General features: G+C 66.3%; 19 protein-coding genes. 10 read left to right on the forward strand and 9 right to left on the reverse strand.

Translation table 11 applies throughout. The annotated features are described in order from the left end of the window. Positions 1–110: 110 nt before the first annotated feature. A complete protein-coding gene (locus tag ACX12D_RS28150) occupies positions 111–1,391 on the reverse strand; it encodes a S1 family peptidase (RefSeq protein ID WP_459374343.1) in 1,281 nt (426 codons plus the stop codon). 350 nt (positions 1,392–1,741) lie between these two features. Between ACX12D_RS28150 and ACX12D_RS28155 the strand changes: the two genes are divergently transcribed. The 7 genes from ACX12D_RS28155 to ACX12D_RS28185 all read left to right on the forward strand — a co-directional run bounded on the left by ACX12D_RS28155 (position 1,742) and on the right by ACX12D_RS28185 (position 7,472). Continuing rightward, entirely contained in the window at positions 1,742–2,281 is a 540-nt protein-coding gene (locus ACX12D_RS28155; protein WP_459374344.1) for an AAA family ATPase, read from the forward strand. 83 nt (positions 2,282–2,364) lie between these two features. After that, positions 2,365–2,901, forward strand: coding sequence for a hypothetical protein (locus ACX12D_RS28160; protein ID WP_459374346.1), 537 nt, complete (start codon positions 2,365–2,367; stop codon positions 2,899–2,901). Between the two features lie 133 nt (positions 2,902–3,034). Further along, positions 3,035–3,655 (forward strand): flavodoxin family protein, encoded by a 621-nt coding sequence (locus ACX12D_RS28165; protein WP_441636324.1) that lies wholly within the window; start codon positions 3,035–3,037, stop codon positions 3,653–3,655. 92 nt (positions 3,656–3,747) lie between these two features. After that, positions 3,748–4,845 (forward strand): LacI family DNA-binding transcriptional regulator, encoded by a 1,098-nt coding sequence (locus ACX12D_RS28170; RefSeq protein ID WP_459374347.1) that lies wholly within the window; start codon positions 3,748–3,750, stop codon positions 4,843–4,845. Positions 4,846–5,070: 225 nt separating this feature from the next. Then, entirely contained in the window at positions 5,071–5,877 is an 807-nt protein-coding gene (locus tag ACX12D_RS28175; RefSeq protein WP_459374349.1) for an SDR family NAD(P)-dependent oxidoreductase, read from the forward strand. Between the two features lie 63 nt (positions 5,878–5,940). After that, a complete protein-coding gene (locus ACX12D_RS28180) occupies positions 5,941–6,921 on the forward strand; it encodes a Bug family tripartite tricarboxylate transporter substrate binding protein (protein WP_459374350.1) in 981 nt (326 codons plus the stop codon). Between the two features lie 113 nt (positions 6,922–7,034). After that, on the forward strand, positions 7,035–7,472 hold the full coding sequence (locus ACX12D_RS28185; protein WP_459374351.1) for an ester cyclase: 438 nt from the start codon (positions 7,035–7,037) through the stop codon (positions 7,470–7,472). 50 nt (positions 7,473–7,522) lie between these two features. On the opposite strand, the gene arsH is transcribed toward ACX12D_RS28185, so the two are convergent. The 6 genes from arsH to ACX12D_RS28215 all read right to left on the reverse strand — a co-directional run bounded on the left by arsH (position 7,523) and on the right by ACX12D_RS28215 (position 10,759). Then, positions 7,523–8,305, reverse strand: coding sequence for an arsenical resistance protein ArsH (arsH, locus tag ACX12D_RS28190; RefSeq protein ID WP_459374353.1), 783 nt, complete (start codon positions 8,303–8,305; stop codon positions 7,523–7,525). Next, positions 8,302–8,727 (reverse strand): arsenate reductase (glutaredoxin), encoded by a 426-nt coding sequence (gene arsC, locus ACX12D_RS28195; protein ID WP_459374355.1) that lies wholly within the window; start codon positions 8,725–8,727, stop codon positions 8,302–8,304. Before arsC ends, arsH begins: the two co-directional genes overlap by 4 nt. A gap of 94 nt (positions 8,728–8,821) precedes the next feature. Then, entirely contained in the window at positions 8,822–9,175 is a 354-nt protein-coding gene (locus tag ACX12D_RS28200) for an ArsR/SmtB family transcription factor (protein ID WP_459374356.1), read from the reverse strand. Between the two features lie 113 nt (positions 9,176–9,288). Continuing rightward, the gene (locus ACX12D_RS28205) at positions 9,289–9,669 is read right to left on the reverse strand and encodes a VOC family protein (protein WP_441636342.1); all 381 of its coding nucleotides are present in this window, start codon (positions 9,667–9,669) and stop codon (positions 9,289–9,291) included. A 147-nt stretch (positions 9,670–9,816) separates the two neighbouring features. Further along, on the reverse strand, positions 9,817–10,224 hold the full coding sequence (locus tag ACX12D_RS28210) for a hypothetical protein (protein WP_459374357.1): 408 nt from the start codon (positions 10,222–10,224) through the stop codon (positions 9,817–9,819). 31 nt (positions 10,225–10,255) lie between these two features. Further along, a complete protein-coding gene (locus ACX12D_RS28215; RefSeq protein ID WP_459374358.1) occupies positions 10,256–10,759 on the reverse strand; it encodes a GyrI-like domain-containing protein in 504 nt (167 codons plus the stop codon). Positions 10,760–10,956: 197 nt separating this feature from the next. On the opposite strand from ACX12D_RS28215, the gene ACX12D_RS28220 reads away from it, so the two are divergent. Beyond that, the gene (locus tag ACX12D_RS28220; RefSeq protein WP_459374359.1) at positions 10,957–11,451 is read left to right on the forward strand and encodes a hypothetical protein; all 495 of its coding nucleotides are present in this window, start codon (positions 10,957–10,959) and stop codon (positions 11,449–11,451) included. 108 nt (positions 11,452–11,559) lie between these two features. Here the strand turns inward: ACX12D_RS28220 and ACX12D_RS28225 are convergent, their stop codons facing one another. Beyond that, a complete protein-coding gene (locus tag ACX12D_RS28225; protein WP_441636475.1) occupies positions 11,560–11,886 on the reverse strand; it encodes a winged helix-turn-helix domain-containing protein in 327 nt (108 codons plus the stop codon). Positions 11,887–12,090: 204 nt separating this feature from the next. Between ACX12D_RS28225 and ACX12D_RS28230 the strand changes: the two genes are divergently transcribed. Beyond that, entirely contained in the window at positions 12,091–13,110 is a 1,020-nt protein-coding gene (locus ACX12D_RS28230) for a molybdopterin-binding oxidoreductase (protein WP_459374360.1), read from the forward strand. Between the two features lie 19 nt (positions 13,111–13,129). Here the strand turns inward: ACX12D_RS28230 and ACX12D_RS28235 are convergent, their stop codons facing one another. Next, positions 13,130–13,558, reverse strand: coding sequence for a TOBE domain-containing protein (locus ACX12D_RS28235; protein ID WP_459374361.1), 429 nt, complete (start codon positions 13,556–13,558; stop codon positions 13,130–13,132). A 147-nt stretch (positions 13,559–13,705) separates the two neighbouring features. On the opposite strand from ACX12D_RS28235, the gene ACX12D_RS28240 reads away from it, so the two are divergent. After that, positions 13,706–14,629: a LysR substrate-binding domain-containing protein gene (locus tag ACX12D_RS28240; RefSeq protein ID WP_459374362.1), complete on the forward strand. Its 924-nt coding sequence runs from the start codon at positions 13,706–13,708 to the stop codon at positions 14,627–14,629. Positions 14,630–14,751 lie beyond the last annotated feature (122 nt).

Raw genomic sequence — 14,751 nt, forward strand, 5'->3', positions numbered from 1 at the left:
GGGCGGAGTCACATTCCGGCACGAAGAAAGGCCTGCATCCTACCAAAATCGCTTGCTGCACCCCGGCATATCGTCCCGCGCCCGAGAATCAAGGCCGGATCGGGGCCACGTCAGTCGAAGCGGTGCTCCGCAAGCACCAGGCTTTCGTCCACGCGTTCGTACTTGGACGCGTAGCTGGCATCGAAGCGCACCACGCGCTTGAGCTCCGGGGCATACCACGCCACCGCCGTGTAAGGCACGGAGGATGGTGCGCCATACGAGAAGCCGTAGAACGGCCGCGCCACGTAGCCCTTGTAAGCCAGGCGCAAGACGCGGAAGCTGCCGGCAGGCACCGTGATGGTGGACTCCCCGGTCACCTCGCCGGTGAGTTCCGTGCGCATGTCGGTGCCGGCCTGCTTGTAGCTGTATTTCCATCGGGCGCCCGGCTTGACGCCTTCCGGCACCCAGCCGCGCGGCGGCGATGCGCCATCGAACTCGCCAGCGCTGGGCGTGTTGATGCGCTCGACGCGGCCGTCCAGCGTCTCGACGCGGGCGCCCTGGTTGAACGTGATGCGCTCGCCTTCGACGCGGTCGACCCGGTAGACCACATCGCGCCGCTTGCGCGTCAGCTTGTCGACCAGCTCATAGCGCCAGACCTCGCCAACGCGGGGCGACGCGCCGCCAGCCGGGGCAGCGCCGGCCTCGTCCGCCACAGGCGCCGCAGCCGCAGCCGCTGGCACGGACGGGCGATTGCTGGCCATCGCCGCCACGCCGCGCTCCTTGACCTGGGCGATCCAGCTGGCGGGCAACGCCTTGAGCTTTTCGCCAGGCGCGCGCCGTGCCGACAGGATGCCCACGAGCCGGCCCGTCTCATCGAACAAGCCGCCACCGCTGGCCGCCGCCGGGAAATCAAGCGTGAGCTCGATGCGGTCCAGCTTGCCGTCGGCGCCCGCGCGCAAGCCGGACACACTGCCGTCCAGCACAACCACGCCCGTGGCCTCCGGGCTGGCTGCCGCAAGCACCTTCTGCCCGAACGACGGTGCCGCCGCCGCCGACACGCTGACGGCCGGCGCGTTGAAATTCGCCACCCGCAGCAGGCACAGGTCGCGATCCACGTCCGGCGCGTCCAGCGTGGCGTCGTAGCTCACGTTGTCGCGCCGCACGGCAATCGCGCGCGCGCCGGCCAGCACGTGGCAAGCCGTGACCAGTTGCCCCGGGCCGATCACCACGGCAGAGCCCGACGCCAGTGGCGCGTTGTTGGCGCCCATTGCCCGCACGGCATAGATGCTTGGCGTGAGCTTGGCGAGCAGCTGCGGGGCATCGAGCGCGCTGGCATTGGCGGCGGCGAGCGCCAGGAAGACTGGAGTAGCGATCAGAGCGAAGCGGCGCATCGGTTGCGGTGATGTTGTCATGTGCGGGAAGCCGGGAGACGTTGCCGGTCCGCGTGGCGAGGCAGGCGGCTTCGCGCAAACGCGCGACGGCGATGAAGGATCATCCATTCTGGCGTGGCCGTATTCTGCAATGGCCGGATCGATAGGACAAGGGCGGCCCCGCTGCGCGAAGGCGATTGCGGGCAAGCGGGCAAGCGGGCAATCCGCTAACATCTGCGCCATGACCCGCGCGCAAAACCCGTCGATTATTCGCACCGTCCCTGGGATGGTGGGTTAGCGCACGTGGACTGAGCACACAAAGCGACCCGCCCAACGAGGCGGGTTTTTTGTGCCCGCCTCCTTGGAGCCCGCATACACCAAGGAGCCTGAAGATGCAGCCAACCCGCCCCGCAGCAGCAGCAGCAGCACCCGCCGTCCTCTATATGGTCTGCGGCAAGATCGGCTCCGGCAAATCGACCCTGGCCAGGCAGCTCGCTGCCCGGCCGGCCACCGTGCGGATCAGCGAGGACGACTGGCTGTCACGCCTGTATCCCGGCGAGATCCGGGAGGTCGCCGACTATGCCCGCTGCGCCGCGCGATTGCGTGACGCCATGGCCGGCCACATCGACGCGCTGCTGCTGGCGGGCATGTCGGTCGTGCTTGATTTCCCTGCCAACACACCGGCCACCCGAAGCTGGGCCAGGGCCATCTTCGAGCAAGCGGGCGTGGCGCATCAACTCCACTACCTCGATGTGCCCGACACCGTGTGCAAGGCCCGCCTGCGCGCGCGCAACGCCAGCGGCACGCATCCGTTCGAGACGACCGATGCGCAGTTCGACGCCATCACGCGTTACTTCGTGGCGCCCTTGGCGGATGAGGGTTTCAACGTGATTCGGCATATGCCATCCGAGGCCGGCGCGGCGACAACCTGACAGGCAAAGCCGGGGAGTCAGCGGACCGCATGGCTCGGCTCGCTATCATGGCGAACTCGTTCACCCACCAATCGAAATCCGCCATGCCCCTGACGTTCGAGCTTGCATCCACCCTGCCGATCAGTGCCAGCCAGGCATGGCAGCGCGCGACCACGTCCGAAGGCATCAACGACGAGCTGTTTCCCTGGCTGCGCATGACGGCGCCGCCCGCCATGCGCGGCAAGGCGATCGGCGAGCTGCCGCTTGGCGAGCGGCTTGGCCGCAGTTGGCTACTGGCGTTCGGCATGTTTCCCGTGGACGCGGACGACATCACGCTGGCGGAGGTGGGGCCGGGCTACCGCTTCAAGGAAACGTCGCGGATGCTGAGCATGCGCAGCTGGGTGCACGAACGGACGATTCGAGACACCCCTGGCGGCTGCGAGGTGCGCGACCGGCTCACCTTTGCCTTGCGCGGACCCGCGGCCTGGCTGCCCGGCGGCGGCGGCGCGATGGCAGCCGTCGTGAAATGGCTGTTTCGCCACCGTCATCGGCGCCTGGCACGGTGGGCACAAAATGCCAGGCACGCAGGATCTCCCGGATCTCCTGCCTCGCCCGATAATTCAAAATATTTCAATGAATAATTGAGATTTCAGTCACCAACGCGATCGGCCGGCGCCTAGACTTGCTTCACCGGCCCAGCAATCAAGCAGATCCAGTGATCCAGGCGATGCGAGCCAAATTCAAATATTTCCAACTTTGTCGAGGCACCGCATCATGAACCCCAACGCTACCCAAATCGCGATCGTCTACCACAGCGGCTACGGCCACACCGCCAGGCAGGCACAGGCCGTTGCACGCGGCGCCGCCAGCGTCGATGGCGTGGAAAGCCTGCTGATCAGCGTCGACGACATCGACCAGCACTGGGACACGCTCGAAAACGTGGACGGCATCATCTTCGGCGCGCCCACCTACATGGGCAGCGCGTCAGCGCAGTTCAAAGGCTTTATGGACGCCACCTCGCGCAACGTGTTCGCCAAGGGCGGCAAATGGGCCAACAAGGTGGCGGCGGGCTTCACCAACTCGGCCTCGCGTTCGGGCGACAAGCTTGCCACGCTGCAGCAGATCGCGATCTTCTCCGCGCAACACGGCATGCACTGGGTCAACCTTGGCCTGCCCCCGGGCCACAACAACTCGAAGTCGACCGAGGATTCGCTCAATCGCCACGGCTTCTTCCTGGGTGCCGCAGCGCAGTCGAATGCGGACGAGAGCGCTGATGTGGTGCCGCCGCTGGCAGACCTGCGCACGGCCGAGCATCTGGGTGCGCGCGTGGCGGAAGTGGCGCAGCAACTGGCGGCGGGCCGCGCGGCATTGGCATCGCTGAAGAAGGCCGCCTGAGGGCTTGCGCACCCATGCGCTCCACGTGATTGAAACGTTTCATAGCATGCTACACTGCGTGCCACAGGAAACGACGATATCCGTGGAGTGCCATGCAGAAAAAAGCCGCGGCGCAGCGCAAGCCGACCCTGAAGGACCTGGCCGAGCAAGCGGGCGTTTCGGTTGGCACCGCCTCCAACGTGATGGCGGGGCGAGGCGGCCCGTCCGCCGAGACCGTCACCCACGTGTTCGAGGTGGCGCGCAAGATCGGCTATGTCACCAACGCCGCGGCCCGCAGCCTGCGCTCGCGGCGCTCGCGCCTGGTGGCCTGCCTGGTGCCGGACATCACCAACCGCTTCTACGGCGTGATCGTGCGCGCGGCCGAACATGTGCTGCGCGAAGCCGGCTACACCTTGCTGCTGGTCGACACCCATAACGACACCGAACGCGAATGCGAGCTGCTGCTGGACGTGACCCGCGTCGGCGTTGACGGCGTGCTCTTCGCGCCCGGCTCCGAGAGCTCCGGAAAGCTGCAGCAGCAGATCGCGCAGGTGGATGTGCCGCTGGTGATCCTGGACCGCGATATCGCCCCGGATCGGCCCAGCGTCAAGGTGGACCACTTCAGCGGCGCGCTGAAGACCGCCAACTATCTGTTCGATCTCGGCCACCGCCGCATTGCCCTGCTCTTCCCCAGCTCGCACCTGCGCCCGGCGCGCGCGCGCTGGCAGGCCTTCGAGACGGCCGCCGCCGCGCGCGGCATCGGCGATGCGCTGGAGCTTGTGCGCATCGACACCAGCTCGATGGACGTCGCTTTTTCGCAATGCCTGGCGCTGTTCCAGCAAGCCGCGCCGCCCACCGCCATCTTTGGGCTGGGCACGACGCTGCTCGCCGGCGCGCTCAAGGCGGCACGCCAGACCGGCCGGGACATTCCGGGCGACCTGTCGGTGGTATGCGTGGGTGACACCGAACTGGCCCAGGTGCACACGCCCGAGCTGACCACGCTCACCTGGAGCCTGCAGGACCTGGGGCGCCATGCCGCCCGCCTGCTCCTTGCCGAGATGGAGCCTGGCCTCGATCCGCAAGGCAGCCCTGACGCAACGGGGCACCTGATGCTGACCTGCGAGCTGATCCTGCGCGAGTCCTGCGCCGCCGTCGGCACGGGGGCAGGCAGAAAAACGGCGCGAGGCCGGGCGAAGCGCGTCGCCAGCTAAGCCTGCCACGTTTTCGCCGGACCCATCGTGTCAGCCCCTGCCGGGCGGTGCAAGGCCGCCCATGCGGCATCCCCTTCCCTAGCGCATGCCTCTTGCAGCCGGTCGTTTACCCTTTATATGAAACGTTTCAATTCCATGCTATATTTTTCCCATCCCTGGTAGCGGGGACCATAAGAACGATCACCCAAAGATCACCATAAGATCCCCCACGGAGACAACCTCAGCATGCCGGACAGCAATCGCGAAGGAATGAGCCGGCTCGCCGGCAAGGCGGCCATCGTCGTAGGCGCGGGATCGATCGGCGCCGACACCAGCAACGGCGCCGCCGCCGCCATCGTCTACGCCCGCGAAGGCGCGCGCGTGCTGTGCGTGGACCGCGACCTGGCGCTGGCCCGCAGGACCGCGAGCCAGATCGAAGACGCGGGCGGAAGCGCCAGCGCCTTCGAAGCCGACGTGCGCGACGGCGCGCGGCTGGCAGCCATGGTGGAGGCCTGCCGCGAGCGCTATGGCCGCATCGACGTGCTGCACAACAATGTGGGCATCGAGGAAATCGGCGAGCTCGAGGACATCACGGAGGCATCCTGGGACCGGGTGTTCGACATCAACCTCAAAGGCGCCATGCTCGCCTGCCAGAAGGCGATGCCGCACATGATCGCGCAGGGTGGCGGCTCGATCATCAACATCTCGTCGATCGCCAGCCGCAAATGGGGGCCGATGCCCTTTCTCTCCTACAACGCATCGAAGGCCGCGCTCAACCATATGACGCGGATCCTCGCGCGCCGCTACGCCGCGGACCAGGTGCGCTGCAATGTGATCCTGCCCGGCCTGATCGATACGCCGCATGCGGCGCACCTGACCGATGGCGATGAAGCCGCCGTGCAGGCCGCGCGCGAGTTTCGCAACAGCCGCTGCCCCATGGGCCGGCAAGGCACGCCGTGGGATATCGCCTACGCGGCGTTGTTCCTTGCCTCCGATGAGTCGCGTTATGTGACGGGGCTGGAGATGGTGGTAGACGGCGGACTGGGTCTTTGACGGAAACAGACAGCGAATCAAAGGCCGCGCCGCGGCACATAACAAAGAATCAGGAGACGCCCCATGATGCCCCGCTACCTGGCCGCCGCCACGCTCGTCGTCGCGCTTGCCGCGCCCGCGATCGCAGCGCACGCCAGTGAATCCCCCGCCGACTACCCCTCCCACCCCATCCGCCTGCTGTTGCCGATCTCGGCCGGCTCGGGCGGCGACATCCTTGGCCGCGTGCTCGCGGAGCGCATGTCGGCCATCCTGAAGCAACCCATCGTAGTAGAGAACAAGGGTGGCGCCTCCGGCATCATCGGCACGCAAGCGGTCGCGCGCGCGGCGCCCGACGGCTACACCTTCACGCTCGGCGGCGCGACCACGCATATGCTGAACGCCGCGGTCTACACCAAGCTGCCGTATGACCCGGTGAAGGACTTCACCGCCATCGGCCAGGTCGGCACAGCCGCCATCCTGCTGGTGGCCAGCAATGACTTTCCCGCGAACGACATCAAGGAGCTGGTGGCGTACACCAGGAGCCATCCCAACGAAGTGCAGTACGCCAGCTGGGGCACCGGCTCCACGGGGCAATTCTGCGGCGAGGTGCTCAAGCAGCTCGCCGGCGCGTCGATGACGCATATCCCCTACAAGACCGTGCCGCAGGTGCTCAACGACATCGTTGCCGGGCATATCAAGCTGGGCTATGTGGACATGACATCGGGCACGCCCTTCGTCAAGTCCGGCAAGGTCAAGGCGATCGGCACCTGCACCTCGCGCTCGCCGAGCCTGCCCGGCGTGAAGAGCTACGTCGACGAGGGCATCGATTTCGATCGCGTGTTCCGCTGGGGCCTGTATGTGCCCGCCGGCACGCCCAAGCCGATCGTGCAGAAGCTGTCGGACGCCTTGAACCAGGTGTTGGCCACGCCGCAGATCAAGGCCCGCCTGCTGGAGATGGGCATCGCGGCCACGCCGATGAGCGGCGAGGAACTCGGCAAGCTGAATGCACGCGATATCCCGGCATGGAAGGAAGTGGCAAGGACCGCTGGTGTGACGCAGGACTAAGCGCCTGATGCACACGTCAACGCATCAATGCATCAATGCATCCATCACTCGTCCAGCCTGCAAACCCCAAAAAACCAAAAAAAACCAAATACCCAAATCACGGAGCCCTGAACATGGATAGTCTGTCTCTCGCCCGCATCCAGACCGTGCGCGACCACATGGCCCTGGAGTGCACCCAGGAATGGGACGCCGTCATCGCCACCTTTGCCCATCCGCGCTATGAGATGCACGGAGGCGGCGCGGTCTTCGACGGCGAGCAAGCGGTGCGCGGCTACTTTGCGTCTTCGCGCACGCCCTTCCCCGACCAGGCCAACGAGATCATCAGCATCGCCGCGGCCGGCGACACGGTGCTGGTGGAGTTCTGGCTCACCGGCACCCACCTTGGGCCCTTGAAGGCGAACGGCACCGTCTACCCGCCCACGGGCCGCGCGTTTCGCGTGCGCATGGCCGCGTCGTTCGAGTTCGCCCCCGGCAGCGACAAGATCGTTTGCGAGCGGCCGTACTTCGACCAAGGGGCGAAGCTGCGCTCGCTCGGGCTGGTCGCCGTCTAGCGGATGGCGCTTAGGGCCATGTTTCCCGCGCCGCGGCCACATCGGCGACGCTACTCGATTTCGCTGTCGTTGCCGTCGTTACTCTCGTTGCTCTCCAGCACTTGCGCAGCGCGCTCGTGAGCCATCGCGGCCTGGGCAAGCGCTGCCGCAACCGGCGGCGCGCTCTCCTTGCGCTCGCTGTACCGGTCCGTCAGATAAGCGGAACGGTCACGTACCAGCAAGGTGAACTTGACCAGTTCCTCCATCACGTCGACCACCCGGTCATAAAACGCGGAGGGCGCCATGCGGCCATCCGCATCGAATTCCTGGTAGGCCTTCGGCACGGATGACTGGTTCGGGATCGTCACCATGCGCATCCAGCGCCCGAGCACACGCAACGCATTGACGGCGTTGAAGGACTGCGAGCCACCGCACACCTGCATGACGGCCAGCGTGCGGCCCTGCGTGGGACGAATGCCGCCGATCTCCAGCGGCAACCAGTCGATCTGGTTCTTGAACACCGAGGTCAGCGTGCCGTGCCGCTCGGGGCTGCACCAGACCTGGCCCTCCGACCACGCGGACAGCGCGCGCAGCTCGGCCACCTTCGGATGATCCGCCGGCACGCTGTCCGTGATGGGCAGGCCATGCGGATCGAACACCTTGGTTTGCGCGCCGAGGTGCCGCAGGATCCGCTCGGCTTCGAGCGTAAGCAGGCGGCTGTAGGAGTTCGGGCGCAGCGAGCCGTAGAGCAGGAGAATGCGCGGCGCATGCGTTGAGACGCTGCGCGGCTCCAGCCTTTGACCAGTGGGGATGTCCAGCAGCGGCAGCAGGACGTTGCGCAGCGCATCCGTCATCGGCCAACCCTCCGGCCGTCGGCATCGATCACGCGCTCGCCATCTTCCTTGGCAAAGGCGCCGCGCTGCGGCGATGGCAGGATGTCCAGCACCACTTCCGATGGCCGGCACAGCCGCACGCCGAGCGGCGTCACCACAAACGGCCGGTTGACCAGGATCGGGTGCGCCTGCATGGCGTCGAGCAACTGGTCGTCGGTGAGCGCCGGATCGCCCAGGCCGAGTTCGGCGTAGGGCGTCCCTTTCTCACGAAGCGCTTCGCGTACCGTCAGCCCGGCACTGGCGATCATCGCCTTGAGCACCGCGCGCTCCGGCGGTTGCGTGAGGTACGCGATGACTTCGGGCTCGATCCCGGCGTTGCGAATCATCGCGAGCGTATTGCGCGACGTGCCGCAGTCGGGGTTGTGATAGATCTGGACATGCATGCTTGACTACCTTGATGGATGGATGCTGGCCACGGTGGCGAAAAAGCCGGGCATGGCCTGCGCGGGTGCATCCGCCACGACGGGCTGCGCGGATTCAGCGTGCCGCATCGGGGGCCTCCGGCTTGGCATCGCAGCAAGCCGGCGCGGCGGGCACCTCGCATGGTGCCCCGCCACAGCAGTTCTCGGTCAGGAAGGCAACGAGGCCGCTCATGGCCGCGAAGTTGGCCGAATAGATCACGAAGCGGCCGTCCTGGCGGGAAGCCACCAGTTCCGCATGGGACAAGTCCTTCAGGTGAAACGAGAGGCTGGAGGGCGAAATGCCGACCTGTTGAGCGATGTCGCCGGCGGCGATGCCCCTCGGGCCCGCCACCACCAGCGCGCGGAAGATGGCAAGACGGGATTCGTGGGCAAGGGCGCCAAGGGCGCGTACGACCAGGTTCGGGTTCATGCCCCGGATCATAACGCCATCATTTCAATATTTCAACAATCATTGAAATGATAAGGATGGGCACATCGAGCGGTTCGCTAGCCGCCTGGTGCCTGGTGCCCGGCCAAAACAGCCTATGTCGCTTCAAGCACCGAGAGAATATTGCCGGCCGGATCCTTGAACCAGGCGATGACGGGGCCGCCCTCGCTGCGGCAGATGCCCCGCTCGTCGGTCTTCAGCCCGGGCAGGTCGTAGGTCTCGAAGCGCACGCCGAGCTTGCCGAGTGTCTCCACGGCCTTGTCCACGCTCTTCACCGGGAAATTCAGCACCGTGAACGTCGCAGGCACGTGGTTCGGCTTGGGATAAAGCAGCACGTTGTTGCCGCCGGCGATATACAGGGTCAGCAAGCCCCCGCTCGCGGATACTTCCAGCCCCAGCGTACCGCCATAGAAGTCCGTGGCCTTGGCGATGTCGTCGACCGAGAATCCGCTGAATGCATGACTGTCGCGCAACATGGCTTACTCCTTGAAATCACTTCCGCGCATGCGGAAACAAAACCGGCCCGCTCGCGCCGGAGCGGCCTACGGGCCAGTATTGTTCATCGCGGCGGGGGACTCAAGGCGGGCGAGGTAACAAAGCACGGCGCGCCATCCTGCCGGCGCTCACTTCGGGCTTGCAGGCTCCGCCGCTTCGGTGCGCTGGAGCGCACGGCTGCATTTGCGCAGAAGCCGCGCAGGCGATTGCTCTGCCTCGAGCGCCTTCGACGCGGCGATCAGCATCGCGGGCAAGGCAGGATCGCGCCTTGCCGCGTCCATGGCCGCCTGATCGTCGGCGCCCAGCTTGCCAAGTTCCGCCGACAAGGCTGCCTCGTAGCGCGGCGCGTTCGCGGGATCCAGCTTCGCGCAAGCCATCGGGAAGGCAACGATGGTGGCGTACATCTCCACCTTGAATTCCGGCGGCAACGGGCCGCACGGCGCATCGGGCGGGCACGGCGTGGTGGAAAAACTGCTGGCGGAAAACAATGCCAGGATCGATGCCAGGATCAATGCGTTAACGGGCTTCATATGCATGGTGGTGTTCGCGCCTTTGACGGGCAACGCCTCAGGACGCCGCATCCTCCCCACCCCTGACCGGCAGCCAGATTTCCACGGTGCCCGTTCCTGCCACCGGATCGAAGTCCGCGCTGTAGCGCTCAAACTCAGGCGCATGCCCGGCCTGAAACCCGGACGCCGGCAGCCATTGATGCCAGATGCGGTGAAACGTCTCGTGCAGTGTCGAGACATCGCCTGCATGCACGAATACGGCGTAGCGCTGCGGCTCGATCTCGATGCAGCGAAACGAGGATGGCAATCCGTCCGGGCTGCTCACTTCCACGCCGGCCACATACTCGAAGCTGCCGTCGTCCCGAGGGTTGCAGCACAGGCCGTAGGTCATCCCGCCCACCTGGCCCGGGACTTCGCCAATGGAAGGGCCGAACGCCTCCCAGAGCGCGGGGATGCCGCCGTTCGCCTCCAGGGTGAAGCGCCCGCCGAGGCCCGCTATCCAGAATGGGCGGCCGGCTTCAAAACGTGGGGCGGGAAGAGCGGTGGCGTTGGGTTCTTGCATGCGTTGTGGCTCGGAGAAACAGCAGTTCATGGGAGATGTGCGGCGTGCGCGGCGCAAAGCATAGCGCAAACGCCGCCAGCGCCGCCGGCACTTGATGCGCCTATTCGAACCTCGTACCATGCCTTGGTTAGCGAAATATAGCGATGTATACAACGCAGGTCAAAGCAGGCGCCCTGGCCAATCAAGGAGAGAGTTCCGTGAATGAAGCGCTGTCCGCCAGCACGGGCGAGAGCAAAGTGCGGCAATACCAGTCCGATGCGCTGACGATTTCGGGGCTGGCGCAACCGCTCAGCCTGGACGCGGCGGCCCTGTCGGGCCGCGCCGACGTGGTGGGCGGGCCGGCGACCATCCAATGCTATTCGGGGCGCCATGTCCGTGAAGTGCGGCACTGGCGCGGCGTGCGCGTGACGCAGCTGCTTGACCTCGCCGGCATGCAGGCGCTGCCCATCGGGCGACGCAAGCAGAGCGTGGTCGCCGTGGTCGCGAAAGACGGCTACCGGTGCCTGTTCACCTGGCATGAGCTGTACAACACGGCCGTGGGCAGCGGCGTGATCCTGGTGGTGGAAAAGGACGGCGTGGCGTTCGATCCCGACCTTGGCGGCCTGCACCTGGTGTCGTTGCGCGACCTCAAGCTTGGCCCGCGCCAGGCGCTGGCGGTCAGTGGCATCGAGGTCCGGCAGTGGCAGGCTTAGAGGCCATTTCAAAAAGATCCTGGCGTCGTTGCACGGCCTTGCGTACCACTTGGCCGGAACCGCTTCGCTTCATGTTGAACCCGCCTCTTAGGGTGCGGGGTTCAGGGTTCAAGGCTTGGCCAGCAGCTTGATCAGGCCGTTGATCTCGGCCTCGCAGGCCTTGGCCGCGCGTAGCTCCGCGGCGCGGTAGAGCCGGATCGCTTCCTCGCCCACCGGCGTGAGCACCGTGCCGCCGCCCTGCGCGCCGCCATGCTCGGAATCCACTGCCGGCTTGGCCAGCGAGCGGTTGATCTCGTTGAGCAGATCCCAGGCCCGCTTGTAGGACATGTCGAGGTGTTTCGCCGCGGCGGAAATGGAGCCGCATTCGCGGATCGCTTCCAGCAGCGCGATCTTGCCGGGGCCAATGGCGATGGTATCGCCCAGCATCACGCGCATGCGAAACAGCGCCTGCGGCGTATCCGGGCTGACCGAGGTTCGGGAGCGAGCAAGTTTGACCATGGCGGCATGGTACCCCGGCGGCATCCCCAGCGGAATATGCGCGCGATGCAATAGCGCCTATGTGGGCATCGCCATACGATCCGCAAAGCGTTATGTTAGAGTGAATATAACGAAAAGAAATAAGCGGCAGGGGAGATCCACATGTTCAAGATAAAGCGTCCGGTGTCCGTACGGCTCGGCACCGCCTTTGTGCCGCTGTGCCTGGTAGCCTGCGGCGGCTCCGACGCCGAGACACCGGCCACGGCAGCCACCCCGGTAACGCAGCCTGCGCAAGCCCAGCGGCAGCTCCAGGTCGGCGGCGCGCTGGACCGGCCCGCCACGCTAACGCTCGCGCAGCTCCAGGCGCGTCCGGCCGCCATCCAGGCCGTCAGCTTCTCAAGCGGCTCCGGCGCGCAAACCCACACCTATGTGGGCACGGCCTTGTGGGACCTGCTCGATGGCATGGGCATCCAGGTGAATGCCGCCGTCAAGAACGACGTGCTCGGCAAGTACGTGCTGGCGACCGGCGCCGATGGCTACAAGGCGGTGTTCTCGCTGGGCGAGATCAAGCCGGATTTTGGCAACCGGGCCAGCCAGGTTGTCTATGGCGAAACGGTAAATGGCGTCGCGACCCCGCTCACGGCCGATGGACTGCTGCGCGTGACCGCACCGGGCGACGGCAAGGGTGGCCGCTATGTCTCCGGCCTGCTGCGGCTGGATGTGCGCGCGTCCGGCTCCACTGCCATGGGCACGGGCGGCGCGCCGTCCACCCTCTTCACCGTGACGGGCGCGGTCAAGCAGCCCGGCACGTTCGACCTGACCGCCCTGAAAGCCCTGCCGGTGGTCACGCGCACGGTGGGCGCCAACACCTACACGGGCGTGAGCTTGTGGGATTTCCTGAACAACACGGTCGGCCTCGCCACCAACCCGGCGGTGAAGAACGATGTGCTGGCCATGTATGTGGTGGCAACCGGCAGCGACGGCTACAAGACCCTGGTCGCGCTGGGCGAGGTCGAGCCCAGCTTTGGCAACCAGCCGGACCTCATCGCCTATGCCGTGGACGGCGCGCCGCTGGGCGCCAACGGCTTTGCCAGGCTGGTGATCCCCAACGATGGCAAGGCCGGCCGCTACGTCTCCAAGCTGATCAGCCTGGAAGTGTTCGCCGCGCCGGCCGCCCAATAGGCGCCATTGCGCGGCACGCTTATGCGCGCGCGGCCAGCAAGACGCTGGAGGCCTTGAAGATGGCGACGGCCGCGCCGCCTTGCACCAGCCCGAGGCTGGTCACGCTGTCATTGGTGATGATGGCCACGATCTCGCCGCCCTGCGCCAGGCCGATGGACACCTCCGCATTCACCGCGCCGGTCTTGATGCCCGATACCGTGCCGGCAAGCTGGTTGCGCGCGGAGAGCAGGATGTCCGGGTCGGGCACGCCCACGATCACGGACGACGCCTTGATCAGCGCGACGGCTTCCTTGCCGACAGCCAGCCCGAGTCGCTTCGTGCTCTCGGCGGTGATGGTCGCCACGATGCGCACGCCGCCGGCAATCTCCAGCTCGATTTCGTCGTTCACCGCGCCTTTGTGGACTGCGCTGACCTTGCCGCTCAATTGGTTTCTTGCACTGGTTTTCATGTTGTTCTCGCCTCGTCATGCCGGCGGCCATCGTCCGGCCGCATGGGTCCCGGCCTGTCGCGCCCGGGTGCCTGATCGGCAGATCATACCGCGTCCACATTTCCCCGCAATGCCTGCATTCCTGATAACCATTCTTGCCAGACCGTGATGTCCAAAGCCTCGCTCGACCTCCAGTTGCTCCGCGTCCTGCACACGCTGCTGACCGAATGCAGCGTTTCCCGCACGGCGATCCTGCTCGGCCAGTCCCAGCCGTCGGTCAGTGTTGCGCTGCGGCGATTGCGCGAGATGACGGGCGATCCGCTGCTGGTGCGCAGCGGCAGCCGCATGGTGCCCACCACGCAGGCGCTGGCCCTGATCGAGCCGGCCTCGCAGGCGCTCGCCGGCATGTCCAGCATCCTCAACCCGGCGCTGCCCTTCGATCCCGCCACCACCACCCGCACGTTCCGCATTGCCTGCCCCGATTACCTGGACGTGTTCTTCATACCAGCCATCGTGGAACGCTTCCAGGCGCAAGCGCCGCACGCCGTGCTGGAGTTCCGGCACCTGGCCGATGAAGGCGGCTACGAGCGCGGGCTGGAGAGCGGCTTCCTGGACCTGGTGGTGGGGAACTGGCAGCGCCCGCCGGAGCAGCTTCACCTCCAACCACTGTGCCGCGACGAGCTGGTCTGCCTGATGCGCGCGCGCCATCCGATCCCGCCCGGCAAGCTGACCAAGGAAGCCTTTGCCGCAGCCAGCCACCTGGCCGTCACCACGCATCACACGACGGGCCAAGGCACCATCGACACCGAGCTATCCAGGTCGGCCCTGTCGCGCAGCGTGACGACGACATTGCCCTACTTCTGCATGGCGCCATATGTCCTGATGCGCTCCGACTTGCTCTTCACCACGACCAGGGCCTTCGCCATGCATTACGCGCGCCTGCTGGACCTGCGCGTCGAGCCCGTCCCGATCCCCGCGCGCGTGCTCAAGTACTACCAGCTCTGGCATGCGAGAACCCATCGCGGCGCCGCGCCGCAATGGCTGCGGGGCGTCGTGGCGGAGGTGGCGCGCAGCGTGATCGCCCAGCGCTGATGGCGCCTGCGTGGCGTCATGAAACGCCACCATGCAGCCCCACATCGATATCAAGGCCTGCGCTGGTCGGCTCCGCGGTCAGCGACAAGGCGCCGCTGCTGCAGAAGATGTCGGCGCTCCCG

The organism is Cupriavidus sp. PET2-C1 (assembly GCF_054515855.1).

Excerpts from the sequence above, each read along its gene's own strand:
- ACX12D_RS28210 (WP_459374357.1), bottom strand. The coding sequence starts at position 10,224 with ATGCATATGAAGCCCGTTAACGCATTGATCCTGGCATCGATCCTGGCA.
- ACX12D_RS28240 (WP_459374362.1), top strand. The coding sequence starts at position 13,706 with ATGTCCAAAGCCTCGCTCGACCTCCAGTTGCTCCGCGTCCTGCACACG.
- ACX12D_RS28175 (WP_459374349.1), top strand. The coding sequence starts at position 5,071 with ATGCCGGACAGCAATCGCGAAGGAATGAGCCGGCTCGCCGGCAAGGCG.
- ACX12D_RS28180 (WP_459374350.1), top strand. The coding sequence starts at position 5,941 with ATGATGCCCCGCTACCTGGCCGCCGCCACGCTCGTCGTCGCGCTTGCC.
- ACX12D_RS28165 (WP_441636324.1), top strand. The coding sequence starts at position 3,035 with ATGAACCCCAACGCTACCCAAATCGCGATCGTCTACCACAGCGGCTAC.
- ACX12D_RS28205 (WP_441636342.1), bottom strand. The coding sequence starts at position 9,669 with ATGTTGCGCGACAGTCATGCATTCAGCGGATTCTCGGTCGACGACATC.
- ACX12D_RS28235 (WP_459374361.1), bottom strand. The coding sequence starts at position 13,558 with ATGAAAACCAGTGCAAGAAACCAATTGAGCGGCAAGGTCAGCGCAGTC.
- ACX12D_RS28170 (WP_459374347.1), top strand. The coding sequence starts at position 3,748 with ATGCAGAAAAAAGCCGCGGCGCAGCGCAAGCCGACCCTGAAGGACCTG.
- ACX12D_RS28150 (WP_459374343.1), bottom strand. The coding sequence starts at position 1,391 with ATGACAACATCACCGCAACCGATGCGCCGCTTCGCTCTGATCGCTACT.
- ACX12D_RS28230 (WP_459374360.1), top strand. The coding sequence starts at position 12,091 with ATGTTCAAGATAAAGCGTCCGGTGTCCGTACGGCTCGGCACCGCCTTT.
- ACX12D_RS28160 (WP_459374346.1), top strand. The coding sequence starts at position 2,365 with ATGCCCCTGACGTTCGAGCTTGCATCCACCCTGCCGATCAGTGCCAGC.
- ACX12D_RS28155 (WP_459374344.1), top strand. The coding sequence starts at position 1,742 with ATGCAGCCAACCCGCCCCGCAGCAGCAGCAGCAGCACCCGCCGTCCTC.
- ACX12D_RS28215 (WP_459374358.1), bottom strand. The coding sequence starts at position 10,759 with ATGCAAGAACCCAACGCCACCGCTCTTCCCGCCCCACGTTTTGAAGCC.
- ACX12D_RS28225 (WP_441636475.1), bottom strand. The coding sequence starts at position 11,886 with ATGCGCGTGATGCTGGGCGATACCATCGCCATTGGCCCCGGCAAGATC.
- arsH (WP_459374353.1), bottom strand. The coding sequence starts at position 8,305 with ATGACGGATGCGCTGCGCAACGTCCTGCTGCCGCTGCTGGACATCCCC.
- ACX12D_RS28185 (WP_459374351.1), top strand. The coding sequence starts at position 7,035 with ATGGATAGTCTGTCTCTCGCCCGCATCCAGACCGTGCGCGACCACATG.
- ACX12D_RS28200 (WP_459374356.1), bottom strand. The coding sequence starts at position 9,175 with ATGAACCCGAACCTGGTCGTACGCGCCCTTGGCGCCCTTGCCCACGAA.
- arsC (WP_459374355.1), bottom strand. The coding sequence starts at position 8,727 with ATGCATGTCCAGATCTATCACAACCCCGACTGCGGCACGTCGCGCAAT.